Source organism: Candidatus Eisenbacteria bacterium, assembly GCA_035577985.1.
Lineage (GTDB): Bacteria > Desulfobacterota > Binatia > DP-6 > DP-6 > DATJZY01.
Genome location: DATJZY010000148.1, coordinates 14,318 through 30,680, shown reverse-complemented (window position 1 = coordinate 30,680; position 16,363 = coordinate 14,318). Strand labels below are relative to the sequence as shown.

The window sequence follows — 16,363 nt, the reverse complement described above, 5'->3', positions numbered from 1 at the left end:
ATCCTAGCGTGATCTACCGTCGCCGAACTGTCCTCATCGACTGCGCGCACCCGACCATGCGTCGCCCCACTTCCATACGTGGGAGGTGATCAACGCTCGATCAACCGCCTCTACCGAGACTTGACCTGCCGTTCATCCTAGCGGAGACCTCGCGCCCACCCCGCGCTCCCCGCTACGTCTTCTTCCGCGCTCCGCTACGGCGCCGGACAGCTCACCGACCCGTCCGGATTGAACGGGGGCATTCCGGGATTCGAGTCCTCCGGCAGCAGCGAGCAGTCGGTGCACTCGACGTTCGTCCACGCGGACGAGCCGGCGCGCATCGCCTGGATCCAGTCGACGAACGGAGGGACGCCGCCCTTCGTGTCGGTGTAGATCTTGTTGCTGCCCCAGATCGTGTGCCGGTCGCCGGCGCCGATGTAGTAGCGGTAGTTCGGGGCTCGGGCGGCCGTGTCCTGCGCCAGGGTCCGCATCTTCGCGTTCCAGTCGCAGGACTGCTCCCACCAATTGAGCCACTTGGTGATGTCGGCCACGTTCACCATGACGTTGTAGAAGAAGGTCTGGCTGCCGTTGCCGCCATCGAAGGCCGAGGTGTACTGCGCGAAGCGGTTCCGCGGGTAGAAGTTCGCGATGGCCGTCCAGAGATCGGCGATGTCGAGCGAGCGGAGATCCGGCACGTCGAGGGCGGGAATCCAGCGCGGCAGGTTGTTCTCGATGCCCCACCCCAGGAGCTGCGTCTGGACGAACGCGTTCGTGACAACGCCGTTGCCGGCGTCGCCGACGACGTTGAACTGCGAGGCGCGGTAGACCTTCTCCATGAGGAACGTCGATCCCGAGATGGCGCCGTACGCGCCCGCGCTCGAGCCCGACACGAAGACCTCGTCCGGCTCGACGAAGTGCTCGCGCGCCCATTTCTCGACCACGCGCGCGTTCACGGCGCCGCGGTGGTTGATCGTCACGGCCCCGGCTCCGGTCCCGTACGTCACGGTCGCGTCGCCCCAGTGGATGTCGCCGGTGCAATACGAGACGAAGACCGCGTTCCAGTCGCGGAACGGGTTCGCCGGGTTCATCACGTCGCCGAGGCCGGTCGTGTACAGCCCGGGGTCGTCGTCGTCCTCGACCGAGCTGTCGTAGACGGGATTGCCGCAGGTGAGCTGGTCGAAGCACGCGCCGCCGCCCTCGTAGTACACGAGGAGCTTGTTCACCGTGCCGCGCCGTACCCAGTACGCGTACGGCGTGCCGTGCGCGCAGATCGGCTGCAGCTCCTTGCCGTCGTACATGACCGACGCCGGCGGATCGACGCGCGTCCAGGCGGTCGGGACCTTGGGCGACACCTCGAGCGCGAGGATCGCCTTGTCGGCGACGTGCTCGGTGAGCGCCGGAACGTCGCCGGTCGGCACGCAGCCCTTGCCGGCGAGGGTCGAGAGCGCGCTGCCGAGGTCGGCAAGCGCCTGTGTGCGCGTGGCGCCGAGCGCCGAGCGATCGCCGTCCTCGTCCGGCGCGGCGACGAGCTTCGACTCGGCCGCGAGCAGCGCCGCGCACGCCTTCGCGGCGGCGTTGCGGACGCCCTTCCGGCACGAGCCGCTCGCCCCGTCGAGCACGCCGGTGAACGCGCCGGTGGCGCTGCCGATGGCCGCCGCCAGCTCCGACGCCGTGGCCGTGGTCTCCGCGCAGTCGACGCCGGCCTTCGTGGCCTTGCGCTCGGCCTTGCGCCACACCTTCGCCAGCTTCGGGATCGACCGCTTCTGCGCCTTGTCGCTCTTCACGATGGCGCGACACGCAGTTGCGGCGGCGGCGAGCTTCTTCGCGACGCACACGTTCGTCGGATAGTCGGACGCCGCGTGGACGGCGGCCGGGATCGTGAGCGCCAGCGCGGCGGCGAGCGCGCGCGAACGAGCATGCGGCATGCGGACAGTCCCCCTCGAGCGCGATGTGTCGCGCGATGGGAGGTCCTACCAGATCGACCTTTGCTTGGTAACCGCCAAAGAGCCGCGGGCTCGACACGCCGCCCCCGAACGGGCACTACCGTCTGCCGGGAGGCTCTCCGCCAATGCAGGAAGTGTTCATCGTCGAAGCCGTTCGTTCGCCCATCGGCCGCCGCAAGGGCGGGCTCGCGGGGCTCCATCCGGGCTCGCTCCTGGGCGCCGTGCAGAAGGCGTGCGTCGGGCGCGCCAAGCTCGATCCCAGGGAGATCGGCCAGATCATCGGCGGCTGCGTCTCGCAGGTGGGCGAGCAGTCCTTCAACCTCGCCCGCTCGGCGTGGCTCGCGCAGGGTCTCCCGCTCGAGGTGCCGGCGACGACGATCGACAGCCAGTGCGGCTCCTCGCAGCAGGCGACGTCGCTCGCGGCGGGCCTCATCGGTGCCGGCATCGAGGATCTGGTTCTGGCGTGCGGTGTCGAGATGATGACCCGCGTGCCGCTCGGCTCGAACATGGCCGGTGGGCATCCGCTGCCGCCGTCGTACAAGGATCACTTCGCGTTCGCCTCGCAGTTCCAAGGCGCGGAGATGATCGCGAAGGAGTTCGGCATCACGCGCGAAGACACCGATCGCTTCGGTCTCCAGAGCCAGGAGAAGGCGATCAAGGCGTGGGAGGAGGGCCGCTTCACGCGCGAGGTCGTTCCGCTCGAAGCGCCCGTCCTGGCCGAGGACGGGAAGCCGACGGGCGAGAAGCGCACCGTGTCGCGCGACGAGGGTCTCCGCGCGACGTCGATGGAGAAGCTCGCGGCGTTGAAGCCGGTCGAGCCGAACGGCGTCCACACCGCCGGTACGTCGTCGCAGGTCTCCGACGGCGCCTCCGCGGTGCTGCTCGCGTCGCCGGAGCGGGTGAAGCGCTCGGGCCTCAGGCCGCGCGCCCGCATCGTCACGACCACGCTCGTCGGCGTCGATCCGGTGACGATGTTGAAGGGGCCGATCCCCGCGACCCAGAAGGTGCTCGCGCAGACCGGCCTCAAGATCCAGCAGATGGATACGTTCGAGGTGAACGAGGCCTTCGCGTCGGTCGTCCTCGCCTGGCAGAAGGCGTGCGGACCGAATCCCGAGCGCGTGAATCCGAACGGCGGCGCGATCGCGCTCGGCCATCCGACCGGTTGCACCGGTGCACGCCTGATCACGACGGCGCTCCACGAGCTCGAGCGCACGGGCGGTCGGTACGGGCTCATCGCCATGTGTTGCGGGGGCGGACTCGGTACGGGCACGATCATCGAGCGGCTGTAGACGCCGGCGGCTCGGCATCGCGCTCGCGGCGACGCTCGTCGCCGGGCGGGCACACGCCGATCCGCTCACCGATACGCTGGACGCGCTCGCGGTGGCCGAGCGCGCGCAGGGCGGATGGGTCTTCGCATCCGCGCCGGGCACGCGCCCGGAGCCGTTCACGCTGGTCGTGAAGACGGCCGAGCACTGGCTCGGGCCGCTCGGCCTCGCCGGCTGGGACCTCGTCGTCGTGCGCAGCCCCGGCACGCCCGCGGCGGGCCTCGTGCTCGTCGAGGGTTACCGGCGCACGGGGCGCGACACCTACCTCGCCGCCGCGCGGCGCGCGGGCGATCTGCTGCTGGCGACGCAGCTCGCGCCCGGTGGTTGGTTCTCCGAGCTGCCGGTGTACGGCGATCGGACGCCGTGGTGGTTCCGCGCGACCGCCGGGCTCCGTCCCATGCTCGACGACGACATCACACCGGGCGCGACGCGCTTCCTGCTCGCGCTCTGGGAGGTGACGGGCGAGCCGCGCTACCGCGCCGGGGCCGAGCGCGGCATCGATCTCCTGCGCCGCTCGCAGCTCGCGTCGGGCGCGTGGCCGCTCGACGCGCGGCCCGAATGGCTGCGGCGCGCACATCCACACTACGAGGATCAGCCGGCCTTGAACGACGGCGCCACGCCGTTCGCCGTGACGACGCTCATCGCGGCGTCGGCGACCCTCGGGCGTCCCGAGCTGCTCGCGATCGCGCGGCGCGCGGGCAATTGGCTGGTGACGGTGCAGGGACGGCCGCCCGCCGCCGCGTGGGCGCAGCAATACGATGCTGCCGGGCGGCCGTCACGAGCACGCGCATTCGAGCTGCCGGCGCTCGCGACCTGGGAGACGCGGCACGCGATCGAAGCCCTGGTCGCGCTCGCGGCGGCGACGGGCGATCGGCGCTATTGCGCGGCCGCGTCGTCCGCGGCGGACTGGCTCGCGCGCGTTCGCATCGGGCCCGCGTGCTGGGCCCGCTTCCACGACCTCACGACCGGCGCGCCGATCTACGTCGACGGCCAGGGAACGCGCGTCGCGACGTCGGTCGAGGCGCGTCCCGGCTACAGCTGGATGGGCGACTTCGGCATTCCCTGGCTGCTCGCGCGTCTCGGGTTCGAGAGCGGCTCGCCGCCGCATCGTCTGCCCGGGGATCCCGGATCATGTCCGCAGGATCCGCGCCCGCCGCGCCCGCTCGCGGGCGCGCGCGCTCTCACCGCGCAGGCTGCGGTGCTGCTCGCGGCGGAATCGCCGCCCGTCGATCTCGGCCCGTGCGCCCGCTAGACGCGCTCCGTCTCACTCGTACGGACGGCCATCCTTGTGCTGGTACTGGTAGCCCGATCGCGTCGAGCGCACCTGGAGGTCGACGTTCGGGTCGGGATAGTTGGCGCCGTCGCCCGGCAGGCGATCGCCCACCTCGAGATAGACCGCGGGGCGCGACGTCCGGTTCGTCAGGTGATGTCCGTTCGCGACGCCGGCGGCGAACCCCGCGCACATGCCGGGGCCGAGCACCTGCTCGCCCTGGTCGGTGATGAGCGTGATCTCGCCTTCGAGGATCCAGACGAACTCGTCCTGGCGCGTGTGCCAGTGCCGCAGCGACGAGTAGGCACCGGGCTCGAGGCGAACCAGGTTCACCCCGAAGTTCGCGAGGCCGAGCGCATCGCCCAGCGCCTGCTTGCCGCGGCCCGCGACCATGGCGCGGAACGCCTCGGTCGGGTAGCCGGTCGACTTTCGCGCGGGGACGGTGCGCGGATCGAGGGCGGGGAGAACGGGCTTCGTGTCCATGTTCGCCGGGTAGTCCCCACCGCGAGGCCGTGCAAGCCGCGTCGCCATGGCGGCGAATCCGCGCTATGCAGCCGGTATGGCACCTGCGGACGACGAGGACTTCGCCGCGCTCCTCGCCGCCAGCGAGGCGCCGCGCCGTCGCGAGAAGCGGATCGTCGCCGGCGACGTCGTCCGCGGGCGCGTGATCGCGGTCGGGAGCTCGACCGCGTTCGTCGACGTCGGTGGCAAGGCCGAGGCCGCGATCGACATCGGCGAGTTTCGCGATCCCGCGACCGGCGAGATCCGACTGAAGGACGGCGACGAGATCGAGGCGACGGTCGTCGACGACGGATCGCGCTCCGGCTCGATCGTCCTCAAGCGCGTCGCGGGGCGGGGCGGGCACGTGCCCGGCGAGCTCGAGCAGGCGTTCGCGCACGGCATCGCCGTCGAGGGCCTCGTCACGGGCGAGAACAAGGGCGGCTTCGACGTCCAGCTCGGGACCGTGCGCGCGTTCTGTCCGGGGTCGCAGATCGATCGCCGGCGGACGGAGGGCGCGACGTACGTCGGGCAGAGGTTCCGCTTCCGCATCACGAAGCTCGACGCCGGCGGCCGCAACGTGGTCGTCTCGCGCCGCCAGCTCCTGGAGGACGAGGCCGCCGCGCAGGGCGCGGCCACGTGGGCGTCGCTCGAGGAAGGAGCGATCGTGAGCGGCACCGTGACGTCGTTGCGCGACTTCGGTGCGTTCGTGGATCTCGGCGGCATCGAAGGCCTGATCCACGTGAGCGAGCTAGGCTACGCCCGCGTCTCGAATCCCGCCGACGTGCTCCAGGTCGGCCAGCGTGTCGACGCGCAGGTCGTGAAGCTCGAGCCGGCGACGGCGAAGGGACCGGGCCGCGTCGGCCTCTCGCTGCGCGCGCTCGCGCCCGACCCGTGGGCGACCGTGCGCGAGCGCTTTCCGGTCGGGGCAACGGCCACTGGCGTCGTGCGGCGGCTCGAGCAGTTCGGCGCCTTCGTCGAGCTGGCGCCGGGGCTCGACGGCCTCGTGCACGTCTCGCGCATGGCGCTCGATCGCCGCGTGTCCCATCCGCGCCAGATCGTGTCGATCGGCGATCCGGTGGAGGTCACGATCGTGGAGGTGGATCCCGCGAAGCGCCGCATCGGTCTCTCGATGGTCGAGCGCGCGAAGCAGGCGAAGGAGGCGGCCGAGATCGAGGAGCGCCGTGACACCGAGGCGCACCTCGCGAAGTCGGACGACAAGGCGAGCCTCGGCACGCTCGCCGACCTGCTCGCGAAGTCGCGGAAGAAGTAGCTCAGCTCGCGGGCGCGTCGGCCGGTGGCGTGGGGCCGCAGGCGAGGCAGCGGAATTCGCGGCCGTCCTCTCGGCGGCGGAGGTGGCACTCCTCACCGGCGCCGATCGGGCGCGCGCAGCTCCCGCACGTGACCTCGCGATTCGTGACGACGCGCGTCCACGCGCCCTCCGGCGGCTCGGTCTCGCGGGTCGGCCGGACGAAGCGCTCGATCAGCTCGTCGACGCCGTCGACCACGTCCGTCAGGATCCCGCGGACTTCCTTCAAGACGGCGCGCACGTCGTCGCCGCGCCATTCGGTTCCGTGCCGTTGATGGCGGCGCCACTCGCGCGAGATGTTCCCGGCGAACGCCGAGGCGTGCTCGGCGAGCCGCTCGCCGAACTTGCTGGCGTCGCGCGCCACGCGTCGCGCGAAGTCCTCGGCGGCGCTGCCGACGTCGTGCCAGTCGCTTCGATGCCGGCCGTGATCGTGTCCACAATGCGTCATGATGCGTGCTCCTTCTCCTTGGCCGGCTCGCGGAGCCGGCGAATGCAGGCGCGGCACAGGAAGGCGGGTGGACCTGGCTCGTCGGTGAGGCCGCGATGCGCCGTCTCGCCGACGCGCAGCGCGACCTCGCAGCCGGCGCACTCGGCGCCGCGGTTCAAGATCAGCTCCTGCCAGCCGTAGACGTGGTCGAGCGACCGCGGATGGCGGGGCCCCTGGGCCCGCCGCGCGATCTCGGCGCTGTCCTCGACGATGTGCTCGACCATGTCGAGCGCCCCTTCGAGGACGTCGCGCACCAGGGTCGACACCGGCCACCGCCGCCGCAGGGCCTCGCGCTTGAGCGCCTCTTCGAGCTCCTCGGGGATCCGGGCATGAAGCCATCGCTCGTGCCGGCCACGGTGGTGATGTCGCACGTCCCTCATGTATCACGCCGTGATACATGGTCAAGACCCCTTACAGGAACTCGCGAACGGCGGCCAGCAGCTCGCGCGGGCGGTCGAAGTGGACCATGTGCCCGGCGCCGGGGATCTCGACGAGACGCGCATCCCGGAAGCAGCCGAGACGGCGCCGGAGGTCGTCGGGCTCGAGGTAGATCGCGCCGGGTTTGCTGCGCCAGAACTCGCCCGACTCGGCGCCGTGGACGATGAGCGTCGGCACGGTGATCTTGCGCCAGAAGGCCATCGCGAACTCGAGGTCGAACGGGTCCGTCACCGACATCGTCGTGAGCATCGGATCGAACTTCCATTCGAGCGTGCCGTCCTCGCGCGCGCGCGTGCCGAGGAGCGCCAGCTCGCGCGCCTTGCTCTCGGTGAGGCGCGGGTTCCGCTCGCGCAAGCGCTTGTAGGCCGCGTCCAGGTCGGCGAGCCCGGGCGGTCCGGCGATCGAGCGATCGATGCGCGCGAAGCCGTCGACGACCCACTGGCGCTCCTCCTCCATGTCGATGGGCGGCGGACCCAGACCTTCGATGAGGACGACCTTCGCGGGCAGGTCCGGGAACGAGCCGGCCAGGCGCGCGACCACCTCGCCGCCCATCGAGTGCCCGACCAGGATCGGCCGCGGCAGGCGGAGCGCGCGCACGAGGTTGTGGAGGTCCAGCACGAAGTGGCCGAACGCGTAGTAGGGCGTGGTCTCGCTGTCGCCGTGGCCACGGAGGTCGAGCGCGAGCACGTGGAAGCGATCGAGCAGGCCGCGCGCGAGGTCGTCGAACGAGTGCGAGTGGTCGCGCAGGCCGTGCACGAGGACCACCGGCGGCAGCGTCGTGTCACCCCAGTCGCGAAAGTGGATGCGGAGCGCGCCGCTGCGGAAGAACCGCTCGGAATACTCGGGCATTCGGGCGAAGCTAGCATTGCGCCGGGGCCTTCGCTACGAACGTCGGCCATGAGCCAGCCGATGATCGCGTGTCTCGACCTCGAAGGCGTGCTCGTTCCCGAGATCTGGATCAACGTCGCCGAGCGGACGGGCATCGCGGCGCTCCGTCGCACGACGCGCGACGAGCCCGACTACGACAAGCTGATGCGCGGGCGCATCGCGATCCTGGACGAGCATCACCTCACGCTGCGCGACATCCAGGCCGTCATCGACACCATGGCGCCGCTCGAGGGGGCGCTCGCGTTCCTGGACTGGCTCCGCAGCCGCACGCAGGTGGTGATCCTGTCCGACACCTTCGCCGAGTTCGCGCAGCCGCTCATGCGGAAGCTCGGCTGGCCGACGCTCTTCTGCCACTCGCTCGACGTCGAGGCGGCCTCGTCGCGCATCGCCGGCTACCGGCTCCGCATCGCCGACGGAAAGCGCCGGGCGGTGGAGGCGCTGCGCGGGATCAACTTCCGCGTCGTCGCGGCCGGCGATTCGTACAACGACACGAGCATGCTCGGCGCCGCCGATGCCGGTATCCTCTTCCGGCCGCCCGCGAACGTCGTCGCCGACTTTCCGCAGTTCCCCGTGACGACGACGTACGACGAGCTGGCGGCGGCGTTCGTGCGCCACGGCGGCGGCGCCATCCGGGAGTAGGCGATGGCCGACGAGCTCGTCCTGTACGACCACCCCGCCTCGCCCTGTGCGCGGCGCGTTCGGATCGCCCTCATCGAGAAGGGCCTCGCGTGGCGCTCGCGGGTCATCGACCTCGAGCACATGGAGCAGAAGAGCCCCTGGTATCTGGCGCTCAACCCGAACGGCATCGTGCCGACGCTGCAGCACGGGGCGCGCGTCGTGTGGGAGTCGAACGTCATCACGGAATACGTGGACGACGTCTTCCCCGGACCCAAGCTCTATCCGAGCGATGCGTGGGAGCGCGCGCAGGCCAAGATGTGGCAGGCGTTCGAGCTCGAGATGGCCAAGGAGTTCCGGCCGCTTCTCTACCACCGCCTGATGGGACCGATGAAGCGCAGCGTGTCGCGCGACGAGGCGCTGGCGACGGCCCGACGCCACACGACCGATCCCGCGCACCTCGAGTGGACCGCGCGCGTCTACGACGGCGAGGTCGTGACCGAGGCCGAAGCGGCGCGTCTCACCGCGCTCCTCTACGGGCGCCTGCGCACCCTCGAGGAGCGCCTGGAAGGCCGCGCGTTCCTGGTCGGCGACGCCTTCTCGATCGCCGACGTGTCGGTGCTGCCGCGCGTCGCGATGTACGGGTGGATCGGCCTCCCCATCGACGCGACCGCGTATCCCCGCGTGACGGAGTGGCTCGCCCGCCTGGGCGACCGCCCGTCGTTCGCGCGCAGCATCGCGCAGGGTTGACCGGCGCCGAGCGGCCCGCCTAGGCTGATCGCGCCGCGATGGATCTGCCCATCACCACCCGTTTCATGCTCGGCGCCGAGGTGACGACGGAGCAGCGCGCCTTCCTCGATCGCCACGGCTTCGTCCTCTTCTCGCGCGTCGCGACCCCGGACGAGCTCGCCATGATCGCCGGCGAGATGACACGCATCGAGCGCGAGTGGATGAACGCCGGCCGGACCCGCGTCTTCGGCATCCCGCTCTTCTTCGGCAAGGACCACGAGGGCCAGCCGTTCCTGCAGCGCCTCGCGTTCACGTCCGTCTTTTCCGAGAAGATCCGCGGCTTCGTGCGCGACCCGCGCTTCCGCCCGATCCTCGACCTGGTCGGCCCCGGCGCCCGGATCGGGGACGAGGAGAAGGACGGCGTCGTCATCAACCGGTACCTCAACGTGCCGGGCAGCGTGTATCCCCAGCTCGGCTGGCACACCGACGGCCTGCGCGATCTCTTCTACGGCCGCATGCCGCAGCGGATGCTCAACATCGGCCTCCACTTCGACCGCTGCACGCGCGACAACGGCGGCCTGCGCCTGATTCCCGGGAGCCACCTGCAGGGCTTCTGGTCGATGTGCTTCCGGAAGCCCTATTTCATCTCGCACACCGACGATCCCGACGAGATCTGCATCGAGACCGAGCCGGGCGACCTCACCGTGCACGACGGGCGCCTCTGGCACCGCGTGGCACGCTCGCAGTACGCGGGGGCGCCCAGCCTGCGGCGCTCGATGTACCTGCCGTATCTGACCGGACCCTACGAACCGAAGAGCGAGGACAGCCCGACGCCCCTCTACCATCGGCTGGGAGAATGGATGCGCGGGCGCGGCCAGAGGATGTGACGATGACGAGGCGCATGCACTTCGGCCTGACCCTGCCGCAGATCAAACGCTCGTGGACCGAGGCGCGCGACGCGGCCGTCCTGTTCGACGAGCTCGGCTTCGACTCCGTGTGGGTGTGCGACCACCTCTACGGCGTGCCGATGCCGAACCTGCCAATCTTCGAGGCGTGGAGCGAGCTCGCGGCGGTCGCGGCGATCACCTCGCGCGTCGAGCTCGGGACGCTCGTGACGCCCGTCTTCTTCCGCAACGTCGCCATGCTGGCCAAGCAGGTGGCGACGATCGACCACGTCTCGGGCGGACGGACCGTCGTGGGCCTGGGGAGCGGCTGGTTCGCGATGGAGTTCGAGTCGTACGGCCTGCCATTCCCGCCGGTGGGCGAGCGCCTGCGCGCGCTCGACGAGACCGCGACGGCGCTGAAGCGCCTGTGGACGAATCCGAGCGTCACCTTCGAGGGCAAGCACGTGACGCTGCGCGACGCGATGCTCGAGCCGAAGCCGGTGCGCCGCCCGCCGATCCTGATCGGCGGCGGCGGCGAGAAGGTGCTCATGGGGATCGTCGCGCGCCACGCCGACATCTGGAACAACCTGGCGGTGAACCAGGGGCAGCTCGCCGAGAAGATCGACGTCCTGCGCCGGCGCTGCGACGCCGAGCAGCGCGACTTCTCCGAGATCACCGTGTCGCAGCAGTGCATGGTGGTGATCGCCGAGGGCGAGAGCGCCGCGAAGGAGGCGCTCGCCAAGGCGGTCAAGATCTACGGCGGGCACATGGGCGGCGGGCTCGAGGCGCACGGCATCTGGGGCACGCCCGCCCAGGTGATCGACCGCATCGAGCGCCATCGCAAGCTCGGCTGCACGCACCTCGTGATCGAGCTGTTCGGGCGAGACACCCGCGAGCCGGCGCGCCTGTTCGCCGAGAAGGTCCTGCCGGCGTTCCGGTGACGTTCACGCTGCGCGAGGCGCGACGCGAGGACGCGCCGGCGATCATCGCGCTCGTCGGCGCGCTCGCCGAGTTCGAGCACCTTCCCGGGCCGAGCGCCGACGCCGTCGACCGCTTCCTGCGTCACGGCTTCGGAGCGGACCGGCACTTCGAGAGCCTCGTCGCCGAGATGGACGGCGCGGTCGTCGCCTACACGATCCACTTCACGACCTACTCGACGTTCCGCATGCGGCCGACGCTCTTCCTCGAGGACATCTTCGTGCACCCGCGCGTGCGCCGCCACGGCATCGCCACCGCCCTCATGCAACGCCTGCGCGCGCTGGCCGCCGAGCGCGGCTGCGGCCGCTTCGAATGGATGGTGCTCGACTGGAACGCCGGCGCGCAGGCGCTCTACACGAGGCTCGGCGCCAAGCAGCTCGACGACTGGCGCCTGTGCCGCGTCGACCTCGACTAGGAAGCCGACCCAAGACGGTGGAGCGCGATCCCGCAGGCGACGACGGCGTTCAGCGAGTCGACGCCCGCCGCCATCGGGATCGTCGCGCGCAGGTCGGCGCGGGCGAGCGCGTCGTCGGTGAGGCCATGGCCTTCGCTGCCGACGAGCAGCGCCGCGCGTGACGGGGCGGCGAGCGTCGCGACGTCGCTCCCGCCCCGCGTCGTGAGCGCGACGATCGCGTAGCCGAGATCGCGGAGCCGGCCGAGCGTCGCGGGCCAGTCGCCGACCTCGGCGAAGGGGACGGTGAGCGCGCCGCCGATCGATACCCGGATCACCTTGCGGGAGAGCGGATCGGCGCAGCCCGGCGACAGCACGACCGCGCCGGCCCCGAACGCCATCGCGTCGCGGAAGATGCCGCCCACGTTGTCGGGATTGGAGAGGCGCTCGCACACGACGATCCGCCGAGGCGCTCCAGCGAGCGCCTCGACAAGGCCGAGCGGTCGCCCGCGTTCGCCGATCGCCATGCAGCCGCGGTGGAAGTTGAGACCGACCACGTCGCGGATCACGTCGTTCGGCGCGACGAAGACGGTGACCGAGTCGTCGAGGACGTCGGCCAGGGCGGCGAGCGCGCGCTCGGTCGCGAGCACGGAGCGCGCACGGAAGCGGCGCTCGCGCAGCAGGCGCCGGACGACCTCGCGGCTCTCGGCGGCGAATGCGGCGCTTCGCTCGCGGAGCATCCCGTCCTTGATGTCGCGATAGTCGGCGAGGCGCGGGTCGTCGAGCGACCGAACCCGCAGGACGCTCACCGGGTGTACCGCCAGGCCCAGTACATGAGCAGGAACTGCACCGGTAGCCGCAGCCACAGCCCGAGCTGCGAGGGCTGGCCCATCCAGGCCGGCGGATCCACGAGCTGCAGGTTCGTGATCGCCATGTAGACGTTGGCGGGGAACACGGCGACGAGGAGCGCGATGATGCCCCACGCGGCCATGCGTCGCGCGGCCGGAAGCATCACGAGGACGCCGAGCCCGATCTCCGCGACGCCCGAGATGGCGACCAGCGCGGCCGGCGAGGGGAACATCGGCGGGACGATCTGGCGAAAGAAGCCGGGACTGGTGAAGTGCGAGATCCCCGCGCCGACGTAGACGAGGCCCATCAGGTAGACGAGCACGGCGCCGGTCCATAGCACACGGTCGCCCCTGCGATCACCCCGCGACGGGACGCCGCGCCCATACGACCGATCGACGATTTTCACCTTGCCGGTGCGCGCGGACGTGGGGTAGGGGCATGTTCATGCGCCATCGCACACGTGGGCTCCTCCTGCTCGCGCTCCTTGCAGCCGGCTCCGTGGCGTCGGCCGCGTCGTTCGTCGAGTTCGAGAGCGGACAGGTGCGACCCCTGGCCCTCTCGCCCGACGGGACGCGGCTCTTCGCCGTCAATACGCCGGACGGGCAGCTCGAGCTCTTCGACGTGACCGGCGCCGGCCTGACCCACACGGGCGCAGTGCCGGTCGGGCTCGAGCCGGTCGCCGTGGCCGCGCGCACGAACGGCGAGGTGTGGGTCGTGAACCACCTCTCCGACAGCGTGAGCGTCGTGGACGTGGCGTCGAATCCGCCGGTCGTCGTCCGGACGCTCCTGGTCGGCGACGAGCCGCGCGACATCGTGTTCGCGGGCCCGGGCGGCAACCGCGCCTTCATCACCACGGCCCACCGCGGCCAGAACGATCCGAATCCCGCGCAGCTCACGACCGCAGGCGTCGGACGTGCCGACGTCTGGGTCTTCGACGCGACGAGCCTCGGGACCACGCTCGGCGGCACGCCGATCGCGATCGTCAATCTCTTCGGCGACACGCCGCGGGCGCTCGCGACCGACGGCAACACCGTCTGGGCCGCGGTCTTCCAGTCGGGGAACCAGACGACGGCGCTCTCCGAGGGTGTCGTGTGCGACGGCGGCTCGCTCGCGGCCGCGTGCACGATCTTCGGCTCGACCTATCCCGGCGGCCTGCCTGCGCCGAACGCGAACGTCGGCGGCGTGAACGGCCCCGAGACGGGGCTCATCGTGAAGTTCAACCAGGCTGCGGGCCAGTGGCAGGACCAGCTCGGTCGCAACTGGAACAACGCCGTGCGGTTCTCGCTCCCCGACCTCGACGTGTTCGCGATCAACGCCATGGCGACGCCGCCGGACCAGCTCGCGAGCTACGCGCACGTGGGGACGACCATCTTCAACATGGCCGTGAACCCCGTCTCGGGACGGGTGTACGTTTCGAACACCGACGCGCGCAACGAGGTTCGCTTCGAGGGACCCGGCACCATCGCGACGACCGTGCGCGGGCACCTGGCGGAGTCGCGCATCACCATCCTCGACGGCGCCACGGTGACGCCGCGGCACCTGAACAAGCACATCAACTACGCCGTCGTCCCGAGCCCGCAGAGCACGAAGGACGCGAGCCTGTCGACGCCGACCGGCATGGCGGTGTCCAGCAACGGCGCCACGCTCTACGTCGCGGCGTTCGGCTCGAGCAGCGTCGGCGTGTTCGGCACGGGGCAGCTCGAGAGCGACACGTTCACCCCGAGCCCGTCGTCGCATTGGCCCGTCTCCGGCGGTGGTCCGAGCGGCCTCGTGCTCGACGAGGCGCGCGGGCGTCTCTACGTCGCGACCCGCTTCGACAACGCGGTGTCGATCCTCGACACCGCGAGCGGCGTCGAGGTGGCGCACCTCCCGTTCCACAACCCCGAGCCGGCGAGCGTCGTCCAGGGACGGCCGTTCCTCTACGACGCGCGTCTCACCTCGTCGAACGGCGAGGCGGCGTGCGCGTCGTGCCACATCTTCGGCGACTTCGACAGCCTCGCGTGGGATCTCGGCAACCCGGACGAGGTCGTGCTCGACAACCTGAATCCGTTCCGCGTGACGCAGCCGCCGCTCGTCCCGGTCGTCGCGTTCCCTGATCACCATCCCCTGAAGGGGCCGATGACGACGCAGAGCCTGCGCGGCATGGCGAACAACGGCCCCATGCACTGGCGCGGCGATCGCTCGGGCGCGAACGATCCGGGCGGCGACGCGCTCGACGAGGACGCGGCCTTCAAGCGCTTCAACGTCGCGTTCGGCGGCCTGCTCGGACGCAGCGGCCCGCTCGACGCCGACGAGATGCAGCAGTTCACCGACTTCATCCTGCAGGTGACGTATCCGCCGAACCCGATTCGCGCGCTCGACAACTCGCTCACGACGGACCAGGCGGCGGGACGGACCTTCTTCCTCACCAGCAATCCGTCGGACGTCTTCCAGCCGTGCCACGGCTGTCACGTGCTGGATCCGGCGAACGGCCACTTCGGCACGGACGGCTTCTCGTCGTTCGAGAACGAGGCGCAGCTCCTGAAGATCCCGCACCTGCGCAACCTCTACCAGAAGGTCGGCATGTTCGGGATGCCGCAGATCAACTTCCTGAACGGCGGCGACAACGGCAGCAAGGGCGACCAGATCCGCGGCTTCGGGTTCCTGCACGACGGCAGCGTCGACACGGTCTTCCGCTTCCACAATGCGACGGTCTTCAACCAGGTGCAGTTCGGCCTGCCCATCAACGGCGGCGGGTTCCCGAACGGAGCGGCCGGCGATCCGCTGCGCCGCCAGGTCGAGCAGTTCATGCTGGCCTTCGACTCGAACCTGGCGCCCATCGTCGGACAGCAGGTGACGCTCGGGCCGTCGAGCCAGATCGATGCCCAGCAGCGTGCCGATCTCCTGCTGCAGCGCGCGGCCGCCGGCGAGTGCGACGTGGTGGTCAAGGGCACGCTCGGGACGGAGGCGCGCGGCTGGGTCCTTGTCGGCGCGACGTTCCAGAGCGATCGCCAGGCCCAGTCCAACACCGACCCCGAGCTGCGCGCGCAGGCGGCCGCCGGCGAGGAGCGGACGTACACCTGCGTGCCGCCGGGCTCGGGCACGCGCATGGGCATCGATCGCGACCAGGACGGCACCCTCGATCGCGACGAGATCGACCTCGGCTTCGACCCGGCCGATCCGACCAGCTCGCCGACGGTGCGTGCCACGGCGACGAAGCTCCAGGTGAAGAACGCGTCGCCCGACGACGAGGCGAAGCGCAAGATCGTCGTCGTCACCAAGGACGCGCTCGTCGCTCCGCCGCCACCGGGCAGCGGCGGCGACCCGCGCTGCGGCAGCGACGTCCCGGGCACGGTCAAAGCGGCCATCGTCGTGACGAGCACGGCGTCGGGCCAGACGCACACGACGGACCTGCCGTGTGAGAACTGGACGCTCATCGGCACGCCGGCGGCGCCGAAGGGCTATCGCTACAAGGACCCGGAGCTCGACGACGGCACCACCAAGGCCCTCACGTGGAAGCCGCGCAACTTGAAGGTGACTCTCTCAGGCAAGGGACCGACGGTGCTCGGCTACGATCTGCAGTTCGGCGTCGGCGAAGCGCCGGTCGCCTTCAAGCTCGCGAGCGGCACCTCCACGCTCTGCCTCGCGTGCAGCGGCTACAACGGCAAGGACGGCAGCGACGGCCGCCAGTTCCTCGGCAAGCTACAGACGTGCCCGGTCCCGGCGACCTGCCCGTAGGCTCGAGGCGCGGCTGCGGCGGGGTCGGGTGCGGGCTACGCTCGCGGTCCTCGCCGCAAGCAC

The 16,363-nt window shown here is 70.9% G+C and carries 16 protein-coding genes; 9 read left to right on the top strand and 7 right to left on the bottom strand.

Annotated elements, in window-relative coordinates; translation table 11 throughout:
• Positions 1-194: 194 nt before the first annotated feature.
• Complete coding sequence (locus tag VMS22_21745; protein HXJ36669.1) at positions 195-1,904, bottom strand: pectin acetylesterase-family hydrolase; 1,710 nt, start codon at positions 1,902-1,904, stop codon at positions 195-197.
• 143 nt (positions 1,905-2,047) lie between these two features.
• Between VMS22_21745 and VMS22_21740 the strand changes: the two genes are divergently transcribed.
• Positions 2,048-3,211 (top strand): steroid 3-ketoacyl-CoA thiolase, encoded by a 1,164-nt coding sequence (locus VMS22_21740; GenBank protein ID HXJ36668.1) that lies wholly within the window; start codon positions 2,048-2,050, stop codon positions 3,209-3,211.
• Positions 3,212-3,302: 91 nt separating this feature from the next.
• Positions 3,303-4,499 carry a hypothetical protein gene (locus VMS22_21735; GenBank protein HXJ36667.1) on the top strand — a complete coding sequence of 399 codons (1,197 nt, stop codon included), beginning with the start codon at positions 3,303-3,305 and terminating at the stop codon, positions 4,497-4,499.
• Between the two features lie 12 nt (positions 4,500-4,511).
• Here VMS22_21735 and VMS22_21730 read toward each other — a convergent pair whose 3' ends face one another.
• Positions 4,512-5,000, bottom strand: a complete 489-nt coding sequence (locus VMS22_21730; GenBank protein ID HXJ36666.1) for a cupin domain-containing protein — start codon at positions 4,998-5,000, stop codon at positions 4,512-4,514.
• A 76-nt stretch (positions 5,001-5,076) separates the two neighbouring features.
• Between VMS22_21730 and VMS22_21725 the strand changes: the two genes are divergently transcribed.
• Entirely contained in the window at positions 5,077-6,288 is a 1,212-nt protein-coding gene (locus VMS22_21725; GenBank protein HXJ36665.1) for a S1 RNA-binding domain-containing protein, read from the top strand.
• A gap of 1 nt (position 6,289) precedes the next feature.
• Here the strand turns inward: VMS22_21725 and VMS22_21720 are convergent, their stop codons facing one another.
• From VMS22_21720 to VMS22_21710, 3 genes are read right to left on the bottom strand one after another with little or no spacing between them, the layout of a single operon-like run.
• On the bottom strand, positions 6,290-6,772 hold the full coding sequence (locus tag VMS22_21720) for a hypothetical protein (GenBank protein ID HXJ36664.1): 483 nt from the start codon (positions 6,770-6,772) through the stop codon (positions 6,290-6,292).
• Positions 6,769-7,182: a hypothetical protein gene (locus VMS22_21715; GenBank protein ID HXJ36663.1), complete on the bottom strand. Its 414-nt coding sequence runs from the start codon at positions 7,180-7,182 to the stop codon at positions 6,769-6,771. Before VMS22_21715 ends, VMS22_21720 begins: the two co-directional genes overlap by 4 nt.
• Positions 7,183-7,222: 40 nt before the next feature.
• Positions 7,223-8,098: an alpha/beta hydrolase gene (locus VMS22_21710; GenBank protein ID HXJ36662.1), complete on the bottom strand. Its 876-nt coding sequence runs from the start codon at positions 8,096-8,098 to the stop codon at positions 7,223-7,225.
• Positions 8,099-8,146: 48 nt separating this feature from the next.
• On the opposite strand from VMS22_21710, the gene thrH reads away from it, so the two are divergent.
• From thrH to VMS22_21685, 5 genes are read left to right on the top strand one after another with little or no spacing between them, the layout of a single operon-like run.
• Entirely contained in the window at positions 8,147-8,776 is a 630-nt protein-coding gene (thrH, locus tag VMS22_21705) for a bifunctional phosphoserine phosphatase/homoserine phosphotransferase ThrH (protein ID HXJ36661.1), read from the top strand.
• A 3-nt stretch (positions 8,777-8,779) separates the two neighbouring features.
• Positions 8,780-9,502 (top strand): glutathione S-transferase family protein, encoded by a 723-nt coding sequence (locus tag VMS22_21700; protein ID HXJ36660.1) that lies wholly within the window; start codon positions 8,780-8,782, stop codon positions 9,500-9,502.
• Between the two features lie 38 nt (positions 9,503-9,540).
• Positions 9,541-10,368 (top strand): phytanoyl-CoA dioxygenase family protein, encoded by an 828-nt coding sequence (locus VMS22_21695; protein ID HXJ36659.1) that lies wholly within the window; start codon positions 9,541-9,543, stop codon positions 10,366-10,368.
• A 2-nt stretch (positions 10,369-10,370) separates the two neighbouring features.
• The gene (locus VMS22_21690) at positions 10,371-11,306 is read left to right on the top strand and encodes an LLM class flavin-dependent oxidoreductase (protein ID HXJ36658.1); all 936 of its coding nucleotides are present in this window, start codon (positions 10,371-10,373) and stop codon (positions 11,304-11,306) included.
• The gene (locus tag VMS22_21685) at positions 11,303-11,758 is read left to right on the top strand and encodes a GNAT family N-acetyltransferase (GenBank protein HXJ36657.1); all 456 of its coding nucleotides are present in this window, start codon (positions 11,303-11,305) and stop codon (positions 11,756-11,758) included. Before VMS22_21690 ends, VMS22_21685 begins: the two co-directional genes overlap by 4 nt.
• Here VMS22_21685 and VMS22_21680 read toward each other — a convergent pair.
• Together VMS22_21680 and VMS22_21675 are read right to left on the bottom strand one after the other, a co-directional pair.
• Positions 11,755-12,543 carry an RNA methyltransferase gene (locus VMS22_21680; GenBank protein HXJ36656.1) on the bottom strand — a complete coding sequence of 263 codons (789 nt, stop codon included), beginning with the start codon at positions 12,541-12,543 and terminating at the stop codon, positions 11,755-11,757. The two genes, VMS22_21685 and VMS22_21680, sit on opposite strands and share 4 nt — an antisense overlap.
• Positions 12,540-12,905 (bottom strand): hypothetical protein, encoded by a 366-nt coding sequence (locus tag VMS22_21675; GenBank protein ID HXJ36655.1) that lies wholly within the window; start codon positions 12,903-12,905, stop codon positions 12,540-12,542. Before VMS22_21675 ends, VMS22_21680 begins: the two co-directional genes overlap by 4 nt.
• A gap of 122 nt (positions 12,906-13,027) precedes the next feature.
• Here VMS22_21675 and VMS22_21670 point away from each other — a divergent pair, with 122 nt between their 5' ends.
• Positions 13,028-16,300, top strand: a complete 3,273-nt coding sequence (locus tag VMS22_21670; GenBank protein HXJ36654.1) for a hypothetical protein — start codon at positions 13,028-13,030, stop codon at positions 16,298-16,300.
• The last annotated feature ends 63 nt before the right edge of the window (positions 16,301-16,363 follow it).